The 16,187-nt window shown below is 69.2% G+C and carries 13 protein-coding genes; 7 read left to right on the top strand and 6 right to left on the bottom strand.

What is annotated here, in order from left to right; genetic code table 11:
- The first annotated feature begins 2 nt into the window (after window positions 1-2).
- Together ACE3T5_RS13175 and ACE3T5_RS13180 are read left to right on the top strand one after the other, a co-directional pair.
- Window positions 3-854: an N-formylglutamate amidohydrolase gene (locus ACE3T5_RS13175; RefSeq protein WP_374668357.1), complete on the top strand. Its 852-nt coding sequence runs from the start codon at window positions 3-5 to the stop codon at window positions 852-854.
- Window positions 854-1,981, top strand: coding sequence for an NAD(P)/FAD-dependent oxidoreductase (locus tag ACE3T5_RS13180; protein WP_374668359.1), 1,128 nt, complete (start codon window positions 854-856; stop codon window positions 1,979-1,981). Before ACE3T5_RS13175 ends, ACE3T5_RS13180 begins: the two co-directional genes overlap by 1 nt.
- A gap of 7 nt (window positions 1,982-1,988) precedes the next feature.
- Here ACE3T5_RS13180 and ACE3T5_RS13185 read toward each other — a convergent pair whose 3' ends face one another.
- Window positions 1,989-3,050, bottom strand: coding sequence for a quinone-dependent dihydroorotate dehydrogenase (locus ACE3T5_RS13185; RefSeq protein ID WP_374668361.1), 1,062 nt, complete (start codon window positions 3,048-3,050; stop codon window positions 1,989-1,991).
- A 41-nt stretch (window positions 3,051-3,091) separates the two neighbouring features.
- Here ACE3T5_RS13185 and rpiA point away from each other — a divergent pair, with 41 nt between their 5' ends.
- Window positions 3,092-3,766, top strand: a complete 675-nt coding sequence (gene rpiA / locus ACE3T5_RS13190) for a ribose-5-phosphate isomerase RpiA (RefSeq protein WP_374668363.1) — start codon at window positions 3,092-3,094, stop codon at window positions 3,764-3,766.
- 40 nt (window positions 3,767-3,806) lie between these two features.
- Here the strand turns inward: rpiA and ACE3T5_RS13195 are convergent, their stop codons facing one another.
- From ACE3T5_RS13195 to ACE3T5_RS13215, 5 genes are read right to left on the bottom strand one after another with little or no spacing between them, the layout of a single operon-like run.
- Entirely contained in the window at window positions 3,807-4,451 is a 645-nt protein-coding gene (locus ACE3T5_RS13195; protein ID WP_374668365.1) for a glutaredoxin domain-containing protein, read from the bottom strand.
- A 37-nt stretch (window positions 4,452-4,488) separates the two neighbouring features.
- Window positions 4,489-6,510, bottom strand: coding sequence for a M3 family metallopeptidase (locus ACE3T5_RS13200; RefSeq protein ID WP_374668367.1), 2,022 nt, complete (start codon window positions 6,508-6,510; stop codon window positions 4,489-4,491).
- Between the two features lie 59 nt (window positions 6,511-6,569).
- On the bottom strand, window positions 6,570-7,421 hold the full coding sequence (locus tag ACE3T5_RS13205) for a bifunctional methylenetetrahydrofolate dehydrogenase/methenyltetrahydrofolate cyclohydrolase (protein WP_374668369.1): 852 nt from the start codon (window positions 7,419-7,421) through the stop codon (window positions 6,570-6,572).
- 13 nt (window positions 7,422-7,434) lie between these two features.
- Window positions 7,435-8,061, bottom strand: a complete 627-nt coding sequence (locus ACE3T5_RS13210) for a response regulator transcription factor (RefSeq protein ID WP_374668371.1) — start codon at window positions 8,059-8,061, stop codon at window positions 7,435-7,437.
- Complete coding sequence (locus tag ACE3T5_RS13215) at window positions 8,058-10,595, bottom strand: PAS domain S-box protein (protein WP_374668373.1); 2,538 nt, start codon at window positions 10,593-10,595, stop codon at window positions 8,058-8,060. The genes ACE3T5_RS13210 and ACE3T5_RS13215 overlap by 4 nt, the downstream gene beginning before the upstream one ends.
- A 193-nt stretch (window positions 10,596-10,788) precedes the next feature.
- On the opposite strand from ACE3T5_RS13215, the gene aceE reads away from it, so the two are divergent.
- The 4 genes from aceE to ACE3T5_RS13235 form a co-directional block, all read left to right on the top strand.
- Window positions 10,789-13,494, top strand: a complete 2,706-nt coding sequence (aceE, locus tag ACE3T5_RS13220) for a pyruvate dehydrogenase (acetyl-transferring), homodimeric type (protein ID WP_374668375.1) — start codon at window positions 10,789-10,791, stop codon at window positions 13,492-13,494.
- Window positions 13,495-13,546: 52 nt separating this feature from the next.
- Window positions 13,547-15,229, top strand: coding sequence for a dihydrolipoyllysine-residue acetyltransferase (gene aceF, locus ACE3T5_RS13225; protein ID WP_374668377.1), 1,683 nt, complete (start codon window positions 13,547-13,549; stop codon window positions 15,227-15,229).
- 7 nt (window positions 15,230-15,236) lie between these two features.
- A complete protein-coding gene (locus ACE3T5_RS13230) occupies window positions 15,237-15,851 on the top strand; it encodes an MFS transporter (RefSeq protein WP_374668379.1) in 615 nt (204 codons plus the stop codon).
- Window positions 15,848-16,187, top strand: a 340-nt coding sequence (locus ACE3T5_RS13235; RefSeq protein WP_374668381.1) for a biotin/lipoyl-containing protein, incomplete at its 3' end; no start/stop codon positions are given. The genes ACE3T5_RS13230 and ACE3T5_RS13235, both read left to right, overlap by 4 nt.

Below are 16,187 nucleotides of genomic sequence, written 5' to 3' on the forward strand. Positions count from 1 at the left end.
CCATGCCTGAGACCATCCGAACGATGGCGGGGACCACCGCCCTGGTGCTCGATTCGCCGCACAGCGGCACCGACTACCCCGATGACTTTGGCCACGCCTGCGATCCGGCCGTGCTGCGGCGCGCCGAGGACACGCACGTGGAGAAGCTGTACGACTTCGCTCCCGCGCTGGGCGCGGCCTGGGTCGAGGCCTTGTTCCCGCGCAGCTACCTCGACGTGAACCGCGACGTGACCGAGGTGGATGTGTCCCTGCTCGCCGATGCCTGGCAGGGCCCCGTGGCCACCGATCCGCGCGCGCTGGCCAAGGTCCGCCTGGGCAAGGGCCTCATCTGGCGCTGCACCGACGACGGCCAGCCCATCTACCAGCGCTGGCTGAGCGCCGCCGAGGTGCAGGAGCGGATCGCGCGCTGCTGGCACCCGTATCACAACGCCGTAGCCCTTGCCGTTGATGAGGCCCACGCGCGGCACGGCTGGTGCATCCATCTCAACTGCCATTCGATGCCGGCCGTGGCCTCTGCCTATGCCACTGAGTTCCCGGGACTCGTCCATGCGGACTTCGTCATCGGCGACCGCGATGGCACCACGGCAGACCCGCGCCTCTCGGCGCTGGTGTGCGACTGGCTGCGCGGCTTCGGCTACAGCGTGAGCTACAACCACCCGTACAAGGGCGTGGAGCTGGTGCGCCGGCACAGCGCACCGGCCGCGCATCGGCACAGCATCCAGGTGGAGATCAATCGCAAGCTGTACATGGACGAGGCGACGCTGGCGCCGCACGAGGGCTTCGAGCCGCTGAAGGCTCACTTGCACGAGCTGGTGCAACGCCTGCTGGCGATCGATCCGCGGAGCCTGGGCTGATGGACCGCGTCGACGCCCTCGTCATCGGTGCCGGTGTGGTGGGCCTCGCGACCGCGCGGGCGCTGGCCCAGGCGGGCCGGGAGACCCTGGTCGCCGAGGCGGAGTCCGCCATCGGGCAGGGGGTCAGCTCGCGCAACAGCGAGGTGATCCATGCCGGCCTCTACTACACGCCCGGTTCGCTCAAGGCGCGGCTGTGCGTGCGCGGCAAGGCGCTGCTGTACGCCTTGTGCGCGAGCCACGGCGTGGACCATCGCCGCTGCGGCAAGCTGGTGGTGGCGCAGGATGACGCCGAGGTGGCTGCGCTGCGGCGGCTGCAGGACCGCGCAGTGGCCAATGGCGTTCCGGTGGAGTGGCTCGACGCCGCGGCGGCGCAGGCCCTGGAGCCCGTCCTTCGCTGCCAGGCCGCGCTGTCGTCGCCCACGACCGGCATCGTCGACAGCCATGGCCTCATGCTGGCGCTGCTGGGTGATCTGGAGCGGGCCGGCGGCATGGTGGCCCTCGCTTCACGCGTGGAGGGCGCGGTGCTGGGCGCCGATGGGCGCGATCACGTCGTGCGGTTCGCGGATGGCAGCGAGCTCGCGGCCGGCATCGTGGTCAATGCGGCCGCGTTGCATGCCTGCGCACTGGCGCGGCGCTTCGAGGGCCTGGACCCCGCCCTGGTGCCGCGCGAGCATTTCGCCAAGGGCAGCTACTACACGCTCGCTGGCCGCGCGCCCTTCAGCCGCCTCATCTACCCCGCGCCGGCGGATGCGTGGCTGGGCGTGCATCTGACGCTCGATCTGGGCGGCCAGGCCAAGTTCGGGCCGGACCTGCAATGGCTGGATGTCGACGCGCCGGAGGCCATCGACTACCGGGTCGATCCGGCCCGAGCGGCCGGCTTCTACGCCGAGGTGCGACGCTACTGGCCGGACCTGCCGGACGACGCCCTCGCGCCCAGCTACAGCGGCGTGCGGCCCAAGATCCATGGTCCTGATGCGACTGCGCCCGACTTCCGCATCGACGGCCCGGCCGCGCATGGCGTGCCAGGCCTGGTGAACCTGTTCGGCATCGAGTCGCCCGGGCTCACCAGCGCGCTCGCCATCGGCGAGCAGGTGGCCGCGATGGTGGCGGGCGAAAGCCAGGGCTGAGGCGTGGTCAGCGGCCGGCGGGCCGCTGCTTCGACTGCGCGGCGAGGGCGCGCGCCACTTCGTTGACGAGCGCCGGGCCGCGGTAGATGAGGCCGGTGTAGATCTGCACCAGGTCTGCGCCGGCCGCGAGCTTGTCCAGGGCGTCGCGGGCGCTGAGGATGCCGCCCACGCCGATGATCGGATAGCCGGGCCCGAGCGCGGCACGCAGCCGTGCGATCACCTGGTTGCTGGCCTCGCGCACGGGCGCGCCGCTCAGGCCACCCGCCTCCTCGGCGTGCGGCAGGCCCTGCACCTTCTCGCGCGCGATGGTGGTGTTGGTGGCGACCACGCCGTCCATGCCGTGGCGCCGCAGGGCGTCGGCGATCAGTTCCACCTGCGCGTCGTCGAGATCGGGCGCGATCTTCACGAACAGGGGCACCCGCCGACCGTGCTGGTCCGCCAGGCTCGCGCGCTGGCGCGCCAGCGCGCCCAGCAGGGCATCCAGCGCCTCGTCGGACTGCAGCGCGCGCAGGTTCTTGGTGTTCGGGCTCGAGATGTTGACGGTGACGTAGTCCGCGTGCGGATAGACACCGTCGAGCCCCACCAGGTAGTCGCAGGCGGCCTTCTCGATGGGCGTGGCGGCGTTCTTGCCGATGTTCAGGCCCAGCACACGTCCCTTGGCGCGAAAGCGCGAGCGCTTCACGTTGGCGATGAAGGCCTCCAGGCCGTCGTTGTTGAAGCCCATGCGGTTGATCAGCGCGTCGGCCTGCGGCAGGCGGAACATGCGCGGCTTGGGGTTGCCGGGCTGCGCCTTGGGCGTGACGGTGCCCACCTCGACGAAGCCGAAGCCCATGGCGCCCAGGCCGTCGATGCAGGCGGCGTTCTTGTCCAGGCCAGCGGCCAGGCCCACGCGATTGGGAAAGCGCACGCCGGCGAGCTCCACCGGGTCGGCCACGAAGCGGTTGCACCAGGCCCATTCCGCCGGCGTGCCCTGCAGGCGGGCCAGTGCGTGGAGGGTGGCCTCGTGGGCGGTCTCGGGGTCCAGGCCGAAGAGGAAGGGGCGGGCCAGGGCGTAGGGCAGGAGCGACATCCGATAATTCCGGCTTCTGTACAGCAACCGGGGATTGTCGCGTGACGCAGGATGAACTCAAAGCGCTGGTCGGCCAGGCGGCCATCCAGTACGTGGTGCCGGGCGAGATCGTGGGCGTGGGCACCGGCTCCACGGTGAACCAGTTCATTGCCGCGCTGGCGGCCATCAAGGACTGCGTGCCCGGGGCCGTCTCCAGCTCCGTCGCTTCCACCGAGCGGCTGCAGGCGCTGGGCATCCGTGTGTTCGATGCCAACGAGGTGGACGAAATCGCGGTCTACATCGATGGGGCCGACGAGATCGATGGCCGCGGCTGCATGATCAAGGGGGGTGGCGCGGCGCTCACGCGCGAGAAGATCGTGGCCGCGCAGTCACGCCGCTTCGTCTGCATCGCCGACGCCTCCAAGCGGGTCGAGGTGCTGGGCGGCTTTCCGCTGCCGGTGGAAGTGATTCCGATGGCCATGCGGCGCATCCAGCGGCAGTTCCAGGCGCTGGGCGGCAGCGCCACGCTGCGCCTGAAGGACGGCCAGCCGCTGGTCACCGACAACGGCCAGCACATCCTCGATGTCCGCGGCCTCGCAATCCGCGATGCGCTGGCGTTCGAGTCCGAGGTGAACCAGTGGCCTGGCGTGGTGACGGTGGGCGTGTTCGCGCATCAACGCGCCAGCGTGTGCCTGCTCGGCACGGCGCAAGGCGTGGAGACGATCCGCTACGACTGAGTCGTCGCCAGAGGCCGGGCGCTGCGCCCGGCTGGCCCGCTCAGAAGCGGATGCCGGCGGGGTTGGCCGGCGGCGGCTCGGCCGGGGCGGCAGCCGCGGCCGGCGTGCCGTTGGCTGGCGCCTCGGTGGCGGGTGCGCGCGGGGCAGGTTGCGTGGCGACCAGCGGGCTCGGGGCCGGGTTGCGGTAGGCCGCCGGCAGCTGCGACGTCTTGGGGTAGCCGGCTGCGTCGAGGTAGGAGCCCCATTCCATTTCCGAGAAGCCGCGGATCTGCTGGCCCCCGATGGTGAGGAAGGGCAGGCTGGGCGCGCCGGCGAGCGTGCGCAGCGCGGTGGCATCTTCCGGCGTCGTGACCGTCCGCTCGGTGAACGGGATGCCACGGCCCTGCAGGTACGCGCGGCCGCTGTTGCAGGGCGGGCAGTCGTTGCCGGTGTAGAGCGTGACCGGGTAGCGGTTGGCGACGTTGCGCAGCTCGAAGGGCAGCGCTGCACCGCCGGCTGCCCCACCGCCCGCGGTGGCGGCCCCACCGGCCGGGGTGGCCTTGCCATCCGGCGGCGGGCGGTCGGAGAAGGTGACGCGGCCGTCGGGCCCGACGATGCGGTAGACCTGCTGCGCACTGACGCCCGGGCTGCCAAGGGCAGCGACAAGGGCCAGGGCGGGCAGGGCAAGACGGGCAAGTCGGGTCATCGGCAACACCTCCGTTCGGGTGACGTATTTTGGAGCATCAAGCCATGCCCTGGTGCCGCAGCAGCGCGTCGAGTGTGGGCTCGCGGCCACGAAACGCCTTGAACGATTCCATCGCAGGGCGGCTGCCACCGGCCTCGAGAATGGCCTCGCGGTATTTTCGGCCGGTTTCCACGCTGGGCAAGCCGTCTTTACCCGCGGTTTCCTCGAAGGCCGCGTACGCGTCGGCGGACAGCACCTCGGCCCACTTGTAGCTGTAGTAGCCCGCCGCGTAACCACCGGCAAAGATATGGCTGAAGGTGTGTGCCATGCGGTTGAAGGCGGGCGGGTGCACCACGGCGACCTCGTCGCGCACCTGCTGCAGCAGGGCCTGGATGTCGCCCGCCGGGTCGTGGTCGGTGTGCAGGCGCATGTCGAACAGCGCGAACTCGATCTGGCGCAGGGTGGCCAGGCCGCTCTGGAAATTCTTCGCGGCCAGCATCTTGTCGAACAGCGCGCGCGGCAGCGGCTCGCCGGTGTCCACGTGCGCGGTCATGTGCTTGAGCACGCCCCATTCCCAGCAGAAGTTCTCCATGAACTGGCTGGGCAGTTCCACCGCGTCCCACTCCACGCCGCTGATGCCCGAGACGTCGCGCTCGTTCACCTGGGTCAGCATGTGGTGCAGGCCGTGCCCGGCCTCGTGGAAGAGCGTGATGACGTCGTCGTGCGTCAGCAGCGGCGGCTTGCCATCCACGCCCTCGGCGAAGTTGCACACGAGATGCGCCACCGGCGTCTGCAGCCGGCCGTCATCCGGGCGCAGCCAGCGCGCGCGGACATCGTCCATCCAGGCGCCGCCGCGCTTGCCGTTGCGCGCGCCCGGATCCAGGTAGAACTGACCCACCAGGCGGCCGTCGCGCTCGATGCGGTGGAAGCTCACGCCCGGGTGCCAGGTCGGCGCCTGGTCGGGGCGGATCGCCACCTCGAACAGCGTCTCGATGATCTTGAACAGGCCGTCCAGCACCTTGGGCGCGGTGAAGTAGGGCTTGACCTCCTGCTCACTGAAGGCGTAGCGGGCTTCCTTCAGCTTCTCGCCGATGTAGGGCCAGTCCCAGGCCTGCGGGTCGGTGATGCCCAGCTCGCTGGCGGCAAAGGCCCGCATGTCCGCGAGGTCCCGCTCCGCGTAGGGCCGCGCGCGGCCCGCGAGATCACGCAGGAACTGCAGCACCTCCTGCGGGGAACGCGCCATCTTGGGCACGAGCGAGGCCTCGGCGTACTGCTGGAAGCCGAGCAGCCGCGCCTCCTCCTGGCGCAGCGCCAGGATCTCGCGCATGAGCGGCGTGTTGTCCAGCTTGGGGTCGCCCTGGTCGCTGGCCCGCGTGACGTAGGCGCGGTAGAGGCGCTCGCGCAGCGGCCGGTGGCTGCCGTACTGCATGACCGGCAGGTAGCTGGGCATCTTGAGCGTGAGCTTGTGGCCGGCCTTGCCCTCTGCCTCCGCGGCGGCGCGGGCGGCATGCACCACGTCGGCCGGCACGCCCGCCAGCTCCTCGTCGCTGGCGTACCAGGCGTAGGCGTCGGTGGCGTCCAGCGCGTTCTCGCTGAACTTCTGGCTCAGCTCGGCCAGCCGCTCCTGGATGCGGGCAAAGCGCTCCTTGGCGGCGCCCTGCAGCTCGGCGCCCGAGAGCACGAAGTTGCGCATGGCGTTGGTGCGCGCCTGGCGCTGCTCGGCGTTCAGGGCAGCCGGGTCCATCGCCTTGTACTTCGCGTACAGCCGTTCGTCGGCGCCCAGGCGCGTCCAGAAATCCGTCACGCGCGGCAGGGCGGCGTTGTACGCGGCGCGCAGCTCGGGCGTGTCCGCCACCGACTTGAGGTGGCTCACCGCGCCCCAGGCACGGCCCAGGCGCTCGGTCGCGACATCGAGCACGCGGGACATGGCCGTCCAGTCCGCCGGGAAGCCCGGGTCGGTCACCTGGGTCAGGGCCTGGTCGGCCTGGGCCAGGAGGTCGTCGACGGCCGGCCCCACGTGCTCAGGGCGGATGGCGTCGAAGCGGGGCAGGTCGGAGAAGTCGAGGAGGGGATTGCTCATGCCGCGCATTTTGCGGCAGGCGGCCCGCCTTCAATGGCACCAGGGCCTTGAAGGCGTGTTCAGCCGGCGGCGCGCTCGGCGGCCTCGATGGTGTTCACGAGCAGCATGGCGCGGGTCATCGGGCCCACGCCGCCGGGGACGGGCGTGATCCAGCCGGCCACCTCGCGCACGCCGGCAAAGTCGACATCGCCGCACAGCTTGCCGGCCTCGTCGCGGTTCATGCCGACGTCGATGACCACCGCGCCGGGCTTCACCATGTCGGCCGTCAGCACGTTGCGCTTGCCCACCGCGGCGACCACCACGTCGGCCTGCAGCGTGAGCGCCTTGAGATCCGTCGTGCGGCTGTGGCACACGGTGACGGTGGCGTCACGCCCCAGCAGCATCAGCGCCATGGGCTTGCCCACGATGTTGCTGCGGCCGATGACCACCGCATGCTTGCCCTTCAGGTCGTAGCCGATGGAATCGAGCATCTTCAGGCAGCCGTACGGGGTGCAGGGCCAGAAGCCCGGCTGGCCAACCATCAGCGCACCGGCGGAGGCGACGTGGAAGCCATCGACGTCCTTCGCGGGCGAGATGGTCTCGATCACCTTGTGGCTGTCCAGGTGCTTCGGCAGCGGCAGCTGCACCAGGATGCCGTGCACGGCGGGGTTGGCGTTGAGCTGCCGGATGCGGGCCAGCAGGTCGGCCTCGGCCATCGTGGCGGAGTAGGTCTCCAGCGTGGCCTTCAGGCCGGTCTCGGTGCTGTCGTTGACCTTGTGCTTCGTGTAGACCTGGCTGGCGGGGTCCTCGCCGACGAGGATGATCGCGAGCGCGGGCTGAACGTCACGGGCCTTCAGGGCCTGGGTGCGGCCCTGCACTTCGGCGCGGATCTGGCGGGCAAGGGCGTTGCCGTCGATGAGCTGTGCGGTCATGCGAGGCCCTGCGCTACGCCTTGGCGGGCGTCTGCCCCAGGGCGATCTTCAGCAGGTCGGCCACCGTGTTGGCGTTGAGCTTTTCCATGATGTTGGCGCGGTGCGCCTCCACCGTCTTGATGCTGATCCCCAGGTCGTCGGCGATCTGCTTGTTCAGCCGGCCGGCGACGATGCGCTCGAGCACCTGCGCCTCACGCGAGGTGAGCTTGGACAGCAGCGCGTCGCGGCTGGCCTGGCTCTGGAATTCGGCGAAGGTGTCCTTGGCGCGTTCGAGCATGCGCTCGACCAGGCTTACCAGCTCGTCTTCCTTGAAGGGCTTCTGGATGAAGTCCATCGCGCCCTTCTTCATGGTGTTCACCGCCATCGGCACATCGCCATGGCCGGTGATGAAGACGACGGGCAGGGGGGACTTGCGTTCGACCAGGCGATCCTGCAGTTCCAGGCCGGTCATGCCGCCCATGCGGATGTCGACGATGAGGCAGGCCACTTCCCGCGGGTCGTAGCGGGCCAGGAAGGATTCGGCGGAGTCGAAGCAGCGGACCCGGTAGTCCTTGCCTTCCAGCAGCCACTGCAGCGAATCGCGCACCGCTTCGTCGTCATCCACGACGTAGACCGTGCCCTTCTTGGGAATCAGGCTCATGCTGTTGTCACCCCGGCGTCCTTGCCCACTATCGGATTTGTAGCGCCGGACACAGGGATCCAGAAGGAGAAGCGGCAGCCGGCGATTTCGGCGCCATTGTAGATGTTCTCCGCGTGCATCCGGCCCTGGTGCGACTCCACGATGGTGCGGCAGAGGTTGAGGCCGATGCCCATGCCCTCGACCTTGGTGGAGAAGAAGGCCTCGTACAGCCGCTCCTGCACCTCGGGCGCCAGGCCCTGGCCCGAATCGAGCACCGAGAATTCGACCACCGCCTGCACGTCGACCTGCTTGGGCACGACGCGCAGTTCCACGCTGCGGCGGCCGGGCGGGCGCTGCGCATGCTCGATCGCTTCGGCCGCGTTGCGCAGCAGGTTCACCAGCACCTGCTCGATCAGGATGGGGTCGACCATCAGCTTCGGCAGGCGCGCGGCGACGTAGTGCGACAGCCGCACATTGCGTCGCCGCAGCTCGATCTCGGCCAGTTCCAGGGCCTCGCTCACCATCACGTTCACGTCGGACAGGGAGCGGTTGGGTTCACTGCGCTTCACGAAGGTGCGAATGCGCTGGATGATCTGGCCGGCCCGCTGCGCCTGGCGCGAGGTCTTCTCCAGCGCGGCCAGCATGTCCTCCTCGGAGATCTGCTGGCTGCGGATGCGCGAGACGAGGCCGTTGCAGTAGTTGGTGATGGCCGTCAGCGGCTGGTTCAGCTCGTGGGCGACGCTGGAGGCCATCTCGCCCATGGTGATGAGGCGGCTGGCCGACTGCGCGCGCTCGGCCTGCGCCGCGGCCTGCTCCTCGGCGTGCCGGCGGGCGGTGATGTCGGTGGCAATCACCATCTGCGCCAGCCGGCCGTCCACCCAGTTCAGGTAGCGCGAGCGCACCTCCAGCCACTTGCCCAGCTCTGGCACGAAGATCTCGGCGTTCTCGGAATGGACGGTGGTCAGGTTGTCGGTGGGCAGGCCGACGAAGGAGTCCACGTCGTCCAGTGATTCGTCACTCGGGCGCGGCTGCTCGGCCACGCCGGCCTGGGCCACCATCTGCAGGTGGCCGCCGGCCTGGCCGCCGAACCACAGGCGGTACAGCTTGTTGGCGAACAGCAGTTCCTCGCTGCCCAGGGGCGCGACCGACACCGAGGCGTCGAGCGCCTCCAGCACGGTGGTGAAGCGCTCGTGCGAGGCCTGCAGCTGCTCGCGGATGCGCGTGGGCTCGGTGATGTCCGTCATCGACGTCATCCAGCCGGTCTGGTGACCCTTGGCGTCGACCAGCGGGGACACGTAGAGACGGGCGTCGAACAGCGAGCCGTCCTTGCGCTTCACCCGCACCTGGAAGCCGCCGGCGATGGTGCGGCCGTGCAGCTCGTCATCCAGCCGCGCGGTCAGCATTTCGCGGTCTTCCTCGGGCCAGTACGGGAAGGGCGGCGTGCGGCCCACGAGCTCGGCCTCGGACCAGCCCGTCATCTGGCAGAAGGCCGCGTTCACGTAGGTGATGCGGCCATGCATGTCCAGCGCGCGCATGCCGGTGAGCATGGAGTTCTCCATCGCGCGGCGGAAGCTGGTCTCGGCCACCAGGGCCTGCTGGGCCTGGTTGCGCCGGCGGGTGTGGCGCCAGTTGGCGATCAGCATCCAGGCCGTCATGGCCGACAGGGCACCCACCAGCCAGAACAGGCCGCTGCCGATGACACCGAGCGAGGTGCGCCAGGCCTGCGCGCGCAGCACCAGGCCGTTGCCGACCGGGGACACCGGAACCTCGAACTCGTTGGTCTGGGCCGTCCAGGGCAGCAGGCGCGTGGCCGGCGTGCGGGGCGGCACGGAGGTGCCGGCGAGCAGCCGGCCCTTGCCATCGAGCAGCGCCACCGCGTACTTGGCCGCGATCTCGGACGGCACGGCGTAGCGCATGAGGCCGTCGATGGAGTACTCGCCCAGGATCACGCCACCGAAGCGTCCCTGCTCGGCCAGGGGAACGTGCAGCTGCAGCAGGCCCGTGCCCTCGGAGCCGGCGGAGGGCTGTGAATACACCGGCTGCTGCAGGTCCCGTGCGAGGCTGTACATGCTCTCGGTCTCGCCGGGGCGCAGGATCTCGCCGGTCACGCGGGCGGGGGTATTGCCCAGGCTGGGCGCGGCGTAGGTGGCCTTGACCCGCCTGCGCTCGTCGATCCAGGTGAGGATCAGCAGCTCGGGGTACTGCGCCGTCATCGACTCGGCGCGGACGATGAACTCCGGCGGATCCACCTCGCGGTTGGAGATGTCACGCGCGATGCGCATGAGCTGCTCCTGTCGCTCCAGCAGGCGCAGGCGCATGCGCTGCTGTGCGTATTCCACGTCCCGCTTCACCGCCTCCTGCTCGCGCTCCATCTCTTCCAGGCGCAGGTACCAGAAGGCCGAGACGATGGCGGCCAGGAACAGCAGCACCGCCGCCAGCGGGGCCAGCATGGCGAAGCGGTCCTGGCGGGTCGGCGTCTGGCGCCGCCACCAGTGGCGCCACCAGGCGGTGGGGGCAGGGTCGGCCGCGACGTCCGCGGCGGGCAGGTCTTGCATCTGGGTTGCAAGTGTAGGGCGCGGCTGGGCCGGGCGCAGGCGGGGTGAGTGAAGGTGTCCCAGGCGTCGCATCCGTAGAATCCACATTACGAAACAGCTGCGCACTATTTGAAAAGTCCCCGTAGATATGACACACTCCGCCCCCATCGGGGGCAACCCGTTATAGATTCACCCGAAACGAGAAGGAGACAGCATGTCCGCCCAGCCCGACCATCTCTTCGGCTCCGCCGCGAACGACGCCGATGCCCAGGAAACCCGCGAATGGATCGACGCCCTGTCGGCCGTTGTTGCCAGTGGGGGCCGCGAACGCGCGCACTTCCTGCTGGAACAGCTGCTCGAACAGGCCCGGCAGGAGGGCATCGACATGCCCTTCTCGGCCACCACCGGCTACGTGAACACCATCGAGCCGCAGGACGAGGAGCGCTGTCCCGGCAACCTGGAGATCGAGGAGCGCCTGCGCGCCTACATGCGCTGGAACGCGATGGCGATGGTGGTGAAGGCCAACCGCCTGCACCCGGCCGACGGCGGCGACCTGGGCGGCCACATCAGCTCGTTCGCCTCGCTGGCCAACATGTTCGGCGCCGGCTTCAACCACTTCTGGCACGCCGAGAGCGAGAACCACGGCGGCGACTGCCTGTACATCCAGGGCCACAGCGCCCCCGGCATCTATGCCCGCGCCTACCTGGAAGGCCGCATCACCGAGGAGCAGCTGCTGAACTTCCGCCAGGAAGTGGATGGCAAGGGCCTCTCCAGCTACCCGCACCCGAAGCTGATGCCCGAGTTCTGGCAGTTCCCCACGGTGTCCATGGGCCTGGGCCCGCTGATGGCCATCTACCAGGCGCGCTTCCTGAAGTACCTGCATGCCCGCGGCATCGCCAACACCGAGAACCGCAAGGTGTGGGCCTTCCTGGGCGACGGCGAGATGGACGAGGTGGAGTCGCTGGGCGCCATCGGCGTGGCCGCGCGCGAGAAGCTCGACAACCTGATCTTCGTCGTCAACTGCAACCTGCAGCGCCTGGACGGCCCGGTGCGCGGCAACGGCAAGATCATCCAGGAGCTGGAAGGCGAGTTCCGCGGCGCCGGCTGGAACGTGATCAAGCTGATCTGGGGCGGCTACTGGGATCCGCTGCTCGCGCGCGACAAGGACGGCATCCTGCGCAAGATCATGATGGACACGCTGGATGGCGACTACCAGGCCATGAAGGCGAACGACGGTGCCTTCGTGCGCAAGAACTTCTTCGGCCGCCACCCCAAGACGCTGGAGATGGTCGCCAAGATGAGCGACGAGGACATCTGGCGCCTGAACCGCGGCGGCCATGATCCGCAGAAGGTCTATGCGGCTTATCACAAGGCGGTGAACCACAAGGGCCAGCCCACCGTGCTGCTGGTGAAGACCGTCAAGGGCTTCGGCATGGGCAAGGCCGGCGAGGCGCGCAACATCGCCCACCAGGCCAAGAAGCTGACCGACGAGGACATCAAGGCCTTCCGCGACCGCTTCAACATCCCGATCCCGGACGACAAGCTGCCCGAGATCCCGTTCTACAAGCCGGCCGAGCACACGCCGGAGATGGAATACCTGCACGCGCGCCGCAAGGCGCTGGGCGGCTACCTGCCCAAGCGCCGCGTGAAGGCCGACGAGCAGCTGAAGGTGCCCGCGCTCGATGCCTTCAAGTCGGTGACCGACCCCACGGCCGAGGGCCGCGAGATCAGCACGACCCAGGCCTACGTGCGCTTCCTCACCGCGCTGCTGCGCGACAAGGAGCTGGGCCCGCGCGTGGTGCCCATCCTGGTGGACGAGGCACGCACCTTCGGCATGGAAGGCCTGTTCCGCCAGATCGGCATCTACAACCCCGAGGGGCAGAAGTACACCCCGCAGGACCGTGACCAGGTCTCCTACTACAAGGAAGACGTGTCGGGCCAGATCCTGCAGGAGGGCATCAACGAGGCGGGCGGCATGGCGAGCTGGATCGCCGCGGCCACCAGCTACAGCACCAGCAACCGCATCATGGTGCCGTTCTACATCTACTACTCCATGTTCGGCCTGCAGCGCGTAGGGGATCTGGTGTGGGCGGCCGGCGACATGCAGGCGCGCGGCTTCCTGCTGGGTGGCACCTCGGGCCGGACCACGCTGAACGGCGAGGGCCTGCAGCACGAGGACGGCCACAGCCACATCCTGGCCGGCACGGTGCCCAACTGCGTGAGCTACGACCCCACGTTTGCCCATGAGGTGGCCGTGATCATGCAGGACGGCCTCAAGCGCATGGTGGAGAAGCAGGAGAACGTCTTCTACTACATCACCCTGCTGAACGAGAACTACGCCATGCCCGGCCTGCAGCCCGGCACGGAGGAGCAGATCGTCAAGGGCATGTACATGTGCAAGCCGGGCGGCAAGAGCGAGCACCGCGTGCAGCTGCTCGGCAGCGGCACCATCCTGCGCGAGTCGCTGGCCGCGCAGGAACTGCTGGAGAAGGACTGGGGCGTCGCCGCTGACGTGTGGAGCTGCCCGAGCTTCAACGAGCTGACGCGCGACGGCCAGGATTGCGAGCGCTGGAACCTGCTGCACCCCACGGCGGACGCGCGCGTGCCCTTCGTCACGCGCCAGCTGCAGAACCACGTGGGCCCGGTGATTGCCTCCACCGACTACATGAAGGCCTACGCGGAGCAGATCCGGCCGTTTGTGCCGCATGGCCGCGTGTACAAGGTGCTGGGCACCGATGGCTTCGGCCGCAGCGACTTCCGCAGCAAGCTGCGCGAGCACTTCGAGGTGAACCGGCACTACATCGTCGTGGCTGCGCTCAAGGCCCTGGCCGACGAGGGCAAGGTGCCCGCGGCCAAGGTGGCGCAGGCCATCAGCCAGTACGGCATCAAGGCCGACAAGGTGAACCCGCTCTACGCCTGAGCCACCCGAACCACAACAACGCGCAGGCCCGCGAGGGCGACGGAGAACAAGCATGGCATTGGTGGAAGTGAAGGTCCCCGACATCGGCGACTTCAAGGATGTGGCCGTGATCGAGGTGCTCGTGAAGCCGGGCGACACGGTGAAGGCCGAGCAATCGCTGCTGACGGTGGAGTCGGACAAGGCCTCGATGGAGATCCCCTCGTCGCACGCCGGCGTGGTGAAGGAGCTGAAGGTCCAGCTCGGCGACAAGGTGAGCGAGGGCACGGTGGTGCTGCTGATCGAAGCAGCGGGCGCTGCTGTTTCCCCTCCCCCTGCGGGGGAGGGCAGGGTGGGGGCGCCTGCGCCCGCGCCCGCGCCTGCGGCGGCGGTCTCCGCGGCGCCCCCACCCCAACCCTCCCCCGGCGGGGGAGGGAGTCTGTCCATCGTCGTGCCCGACATCGGCGACTTCAAGGATGTGGCGGTGATCGAGCTGCTGGTGAAGCCGGGTGACGCGATCCAGGTGGAGCAATCCCTGATCACGGTGGAGTCCGACAAGGCCTCGATGGAGATTCCGTCGTCCGCGGCCGGCACGCTGAAGGAACTCAAGGTCAAGGTGGGCGACAAGGTCAACATTGGAGACCTCATCGCGGTGCTGGAAGGCGCTGGCGGGGCGGCCATTGCGACGCCTGCGCCAGCAGCTGGCGCTTCGGCCAGTGCGCCCCCACCCCAACCCTCCCCCGGAGGGGGAGGGAGCCAGGGCGCTGAGCGCGTGGCGCCAACGGCGGCCCTGCCGCCGCACGAGCCCGCCGCGCCGGTGGGCAACCTCCCGCATGCCTCGCCCTCCGTGCGCAAGTTCGCGCGCGAGCTGGGCGTGCCGCTGGAGGAGGTCAAGGGCACGGGCCCCAAGGGCCGCATCACCCAGGAGGACGTGCAGGCCTTCACCAAGGCGGTGATGACCGGTGCCACGCAGACGAAGGCGGCGGCCGCCAAGGCGCCCGCCGCGTCGGGCGGGGGCGGCGAGGCGCTGGGCCTGCTGCCCTGGCCCAAGGTGGACTTCGCGAAGTTCGGCCCGGTGGAGCGCAAGCCGCTCTCGCGCATCAAGAAGATCAGCGGCGCCAACCTGCACCGCAACTGGGTGATGATCCCGCACGTCACCAACCATGACGACGCCGACATCACCGAGCTGGAGGCCTTCCGCGTGGCCACCAACAAGGAGAACGAGAAGTCCGGCATCAAGGTCACCATGCTGGCCTTCCTGATCAAGGCCTCGGTCGCCGCGCTGAAGAAGTTCCCGGAGTTCAACAGCTCACTCGACGGCGAGGAGCTGGTGCTGAAGAGCTACTACCACATCGGCTTCGCGGCGGACACGCCCAATGGCCTGGTGGTGCCGGTGATCAAGGACGCCGACAAGAAGGGCGTGCTGGCGATCAGCCAGGAGATGGGCGAACTCGCCAAGAAGGCGCGTGACGGCAAGCTGGGCCCGGCCGACATGTCGGGCGCCACCTTCACCATCTCGTCGCTGGGCGGCATCGGCGGGCGCTACTTCACGCCCATCATCAACGCGCCCGAGGTGGCGATCCTGGGCGTCTGCAAGAGCCAGACCGAGCCGGTGTGGGACGGCAAGGCCTTCCAGCCGCGCCTGATGCTGCCGCTGTCGCTGTCGTGGGACCACCGCGTGATCGACGGGGCGTCGGCCGCGCGCTTCAACGCGTACCTGGGCCAGATCCTGGCGGATTTCCGCCGCGTGCTGCTCTGAGCCCGCGATGACCACGGTGGTGGTGGTCCGCAAGGCGGGCCAGGTGGCGATTGCCGCGGACACGCTGGTGACCTTCGGCGACACGCGGCTGGCGAACCGCTTCGAGCGCAATGCCAAGATCTTCCGCGTCGACACCGACGAAGGGCCCAGCTACGTCGGCATGTCCGGCACGGTGGCGCACTTTCCGGTGCTGCGACGGGCGCTCTCCGCGATGCCGCGCGAGGCGCTCAAGCTGCACACGAAGGACGCCGTGTTCGACACCTTCACGATGCTGCATCCGAAGCTGAAGGAGCACTTCTTCCTGCAGACGAAGGAAGAGGACAACGACCCCTACGAGTCCAGCCAGTTCAGCGTGCTGATCGCCAATGCGGGCGGCATCTTCGGGCTGTACAGCTACCGCGAGGTGTTCGAGTTCCAGCAGTTCTGGGGCATCGGCTCCGGGCGCAGCTTTGCCCTGGGCGCCATGCAGGCCCTGTACGACCGCGCCAAGACCGCGCGCGAGATCGCCGAGGCCGGCCTGGCCGCCGGCTGCGAATTCGACCGCAACACCGCGGGACCCATCGACCTCTTCACGCTGAAGGCCGCCGCGGCCCCGGCAACCCCCAGGAAAGACACACCATGAGCAGCCTGATCGAAGTGAAGGTGCCCGACATCGGCGATTTCAAGGAAGTGGCCGTGATCGAGGTGCTGGTGAAGCCCGGCGACACGGTGAAGGTGGAGCAGTCGCTCGTGACCGTGGAGAGCGACAAGGCCTCGATGGAGATCCCGTCCAGCCACGCCGGCGTGGTGAAGGAACTGCGCGTCAAGGTGGGCGACAAGGTGAGCGAGGGCTCTGTGGTGCTGATGCTGGAGGCGGCTGCGGCTGCTTCCCCTCCCCCCGCGGGGGAGGGCAGGGCGGGGGCGCCCGTGTCGCCACCCGCGGGGGGGGGGGGGGGGGGGGCGCGCCGGGGGGCGGGGC

Origin of the sequence: Ramlibacter sp. (genome assembly GCF_041916345.1) — a bacterium.
In the GTDB taxonomy this organism is placed as follows: Bacteria; Pseudomonadota; Gammaproteobacteria; order Burkholderiales; family Burkholderiaceae_C; genus Ramlibacter.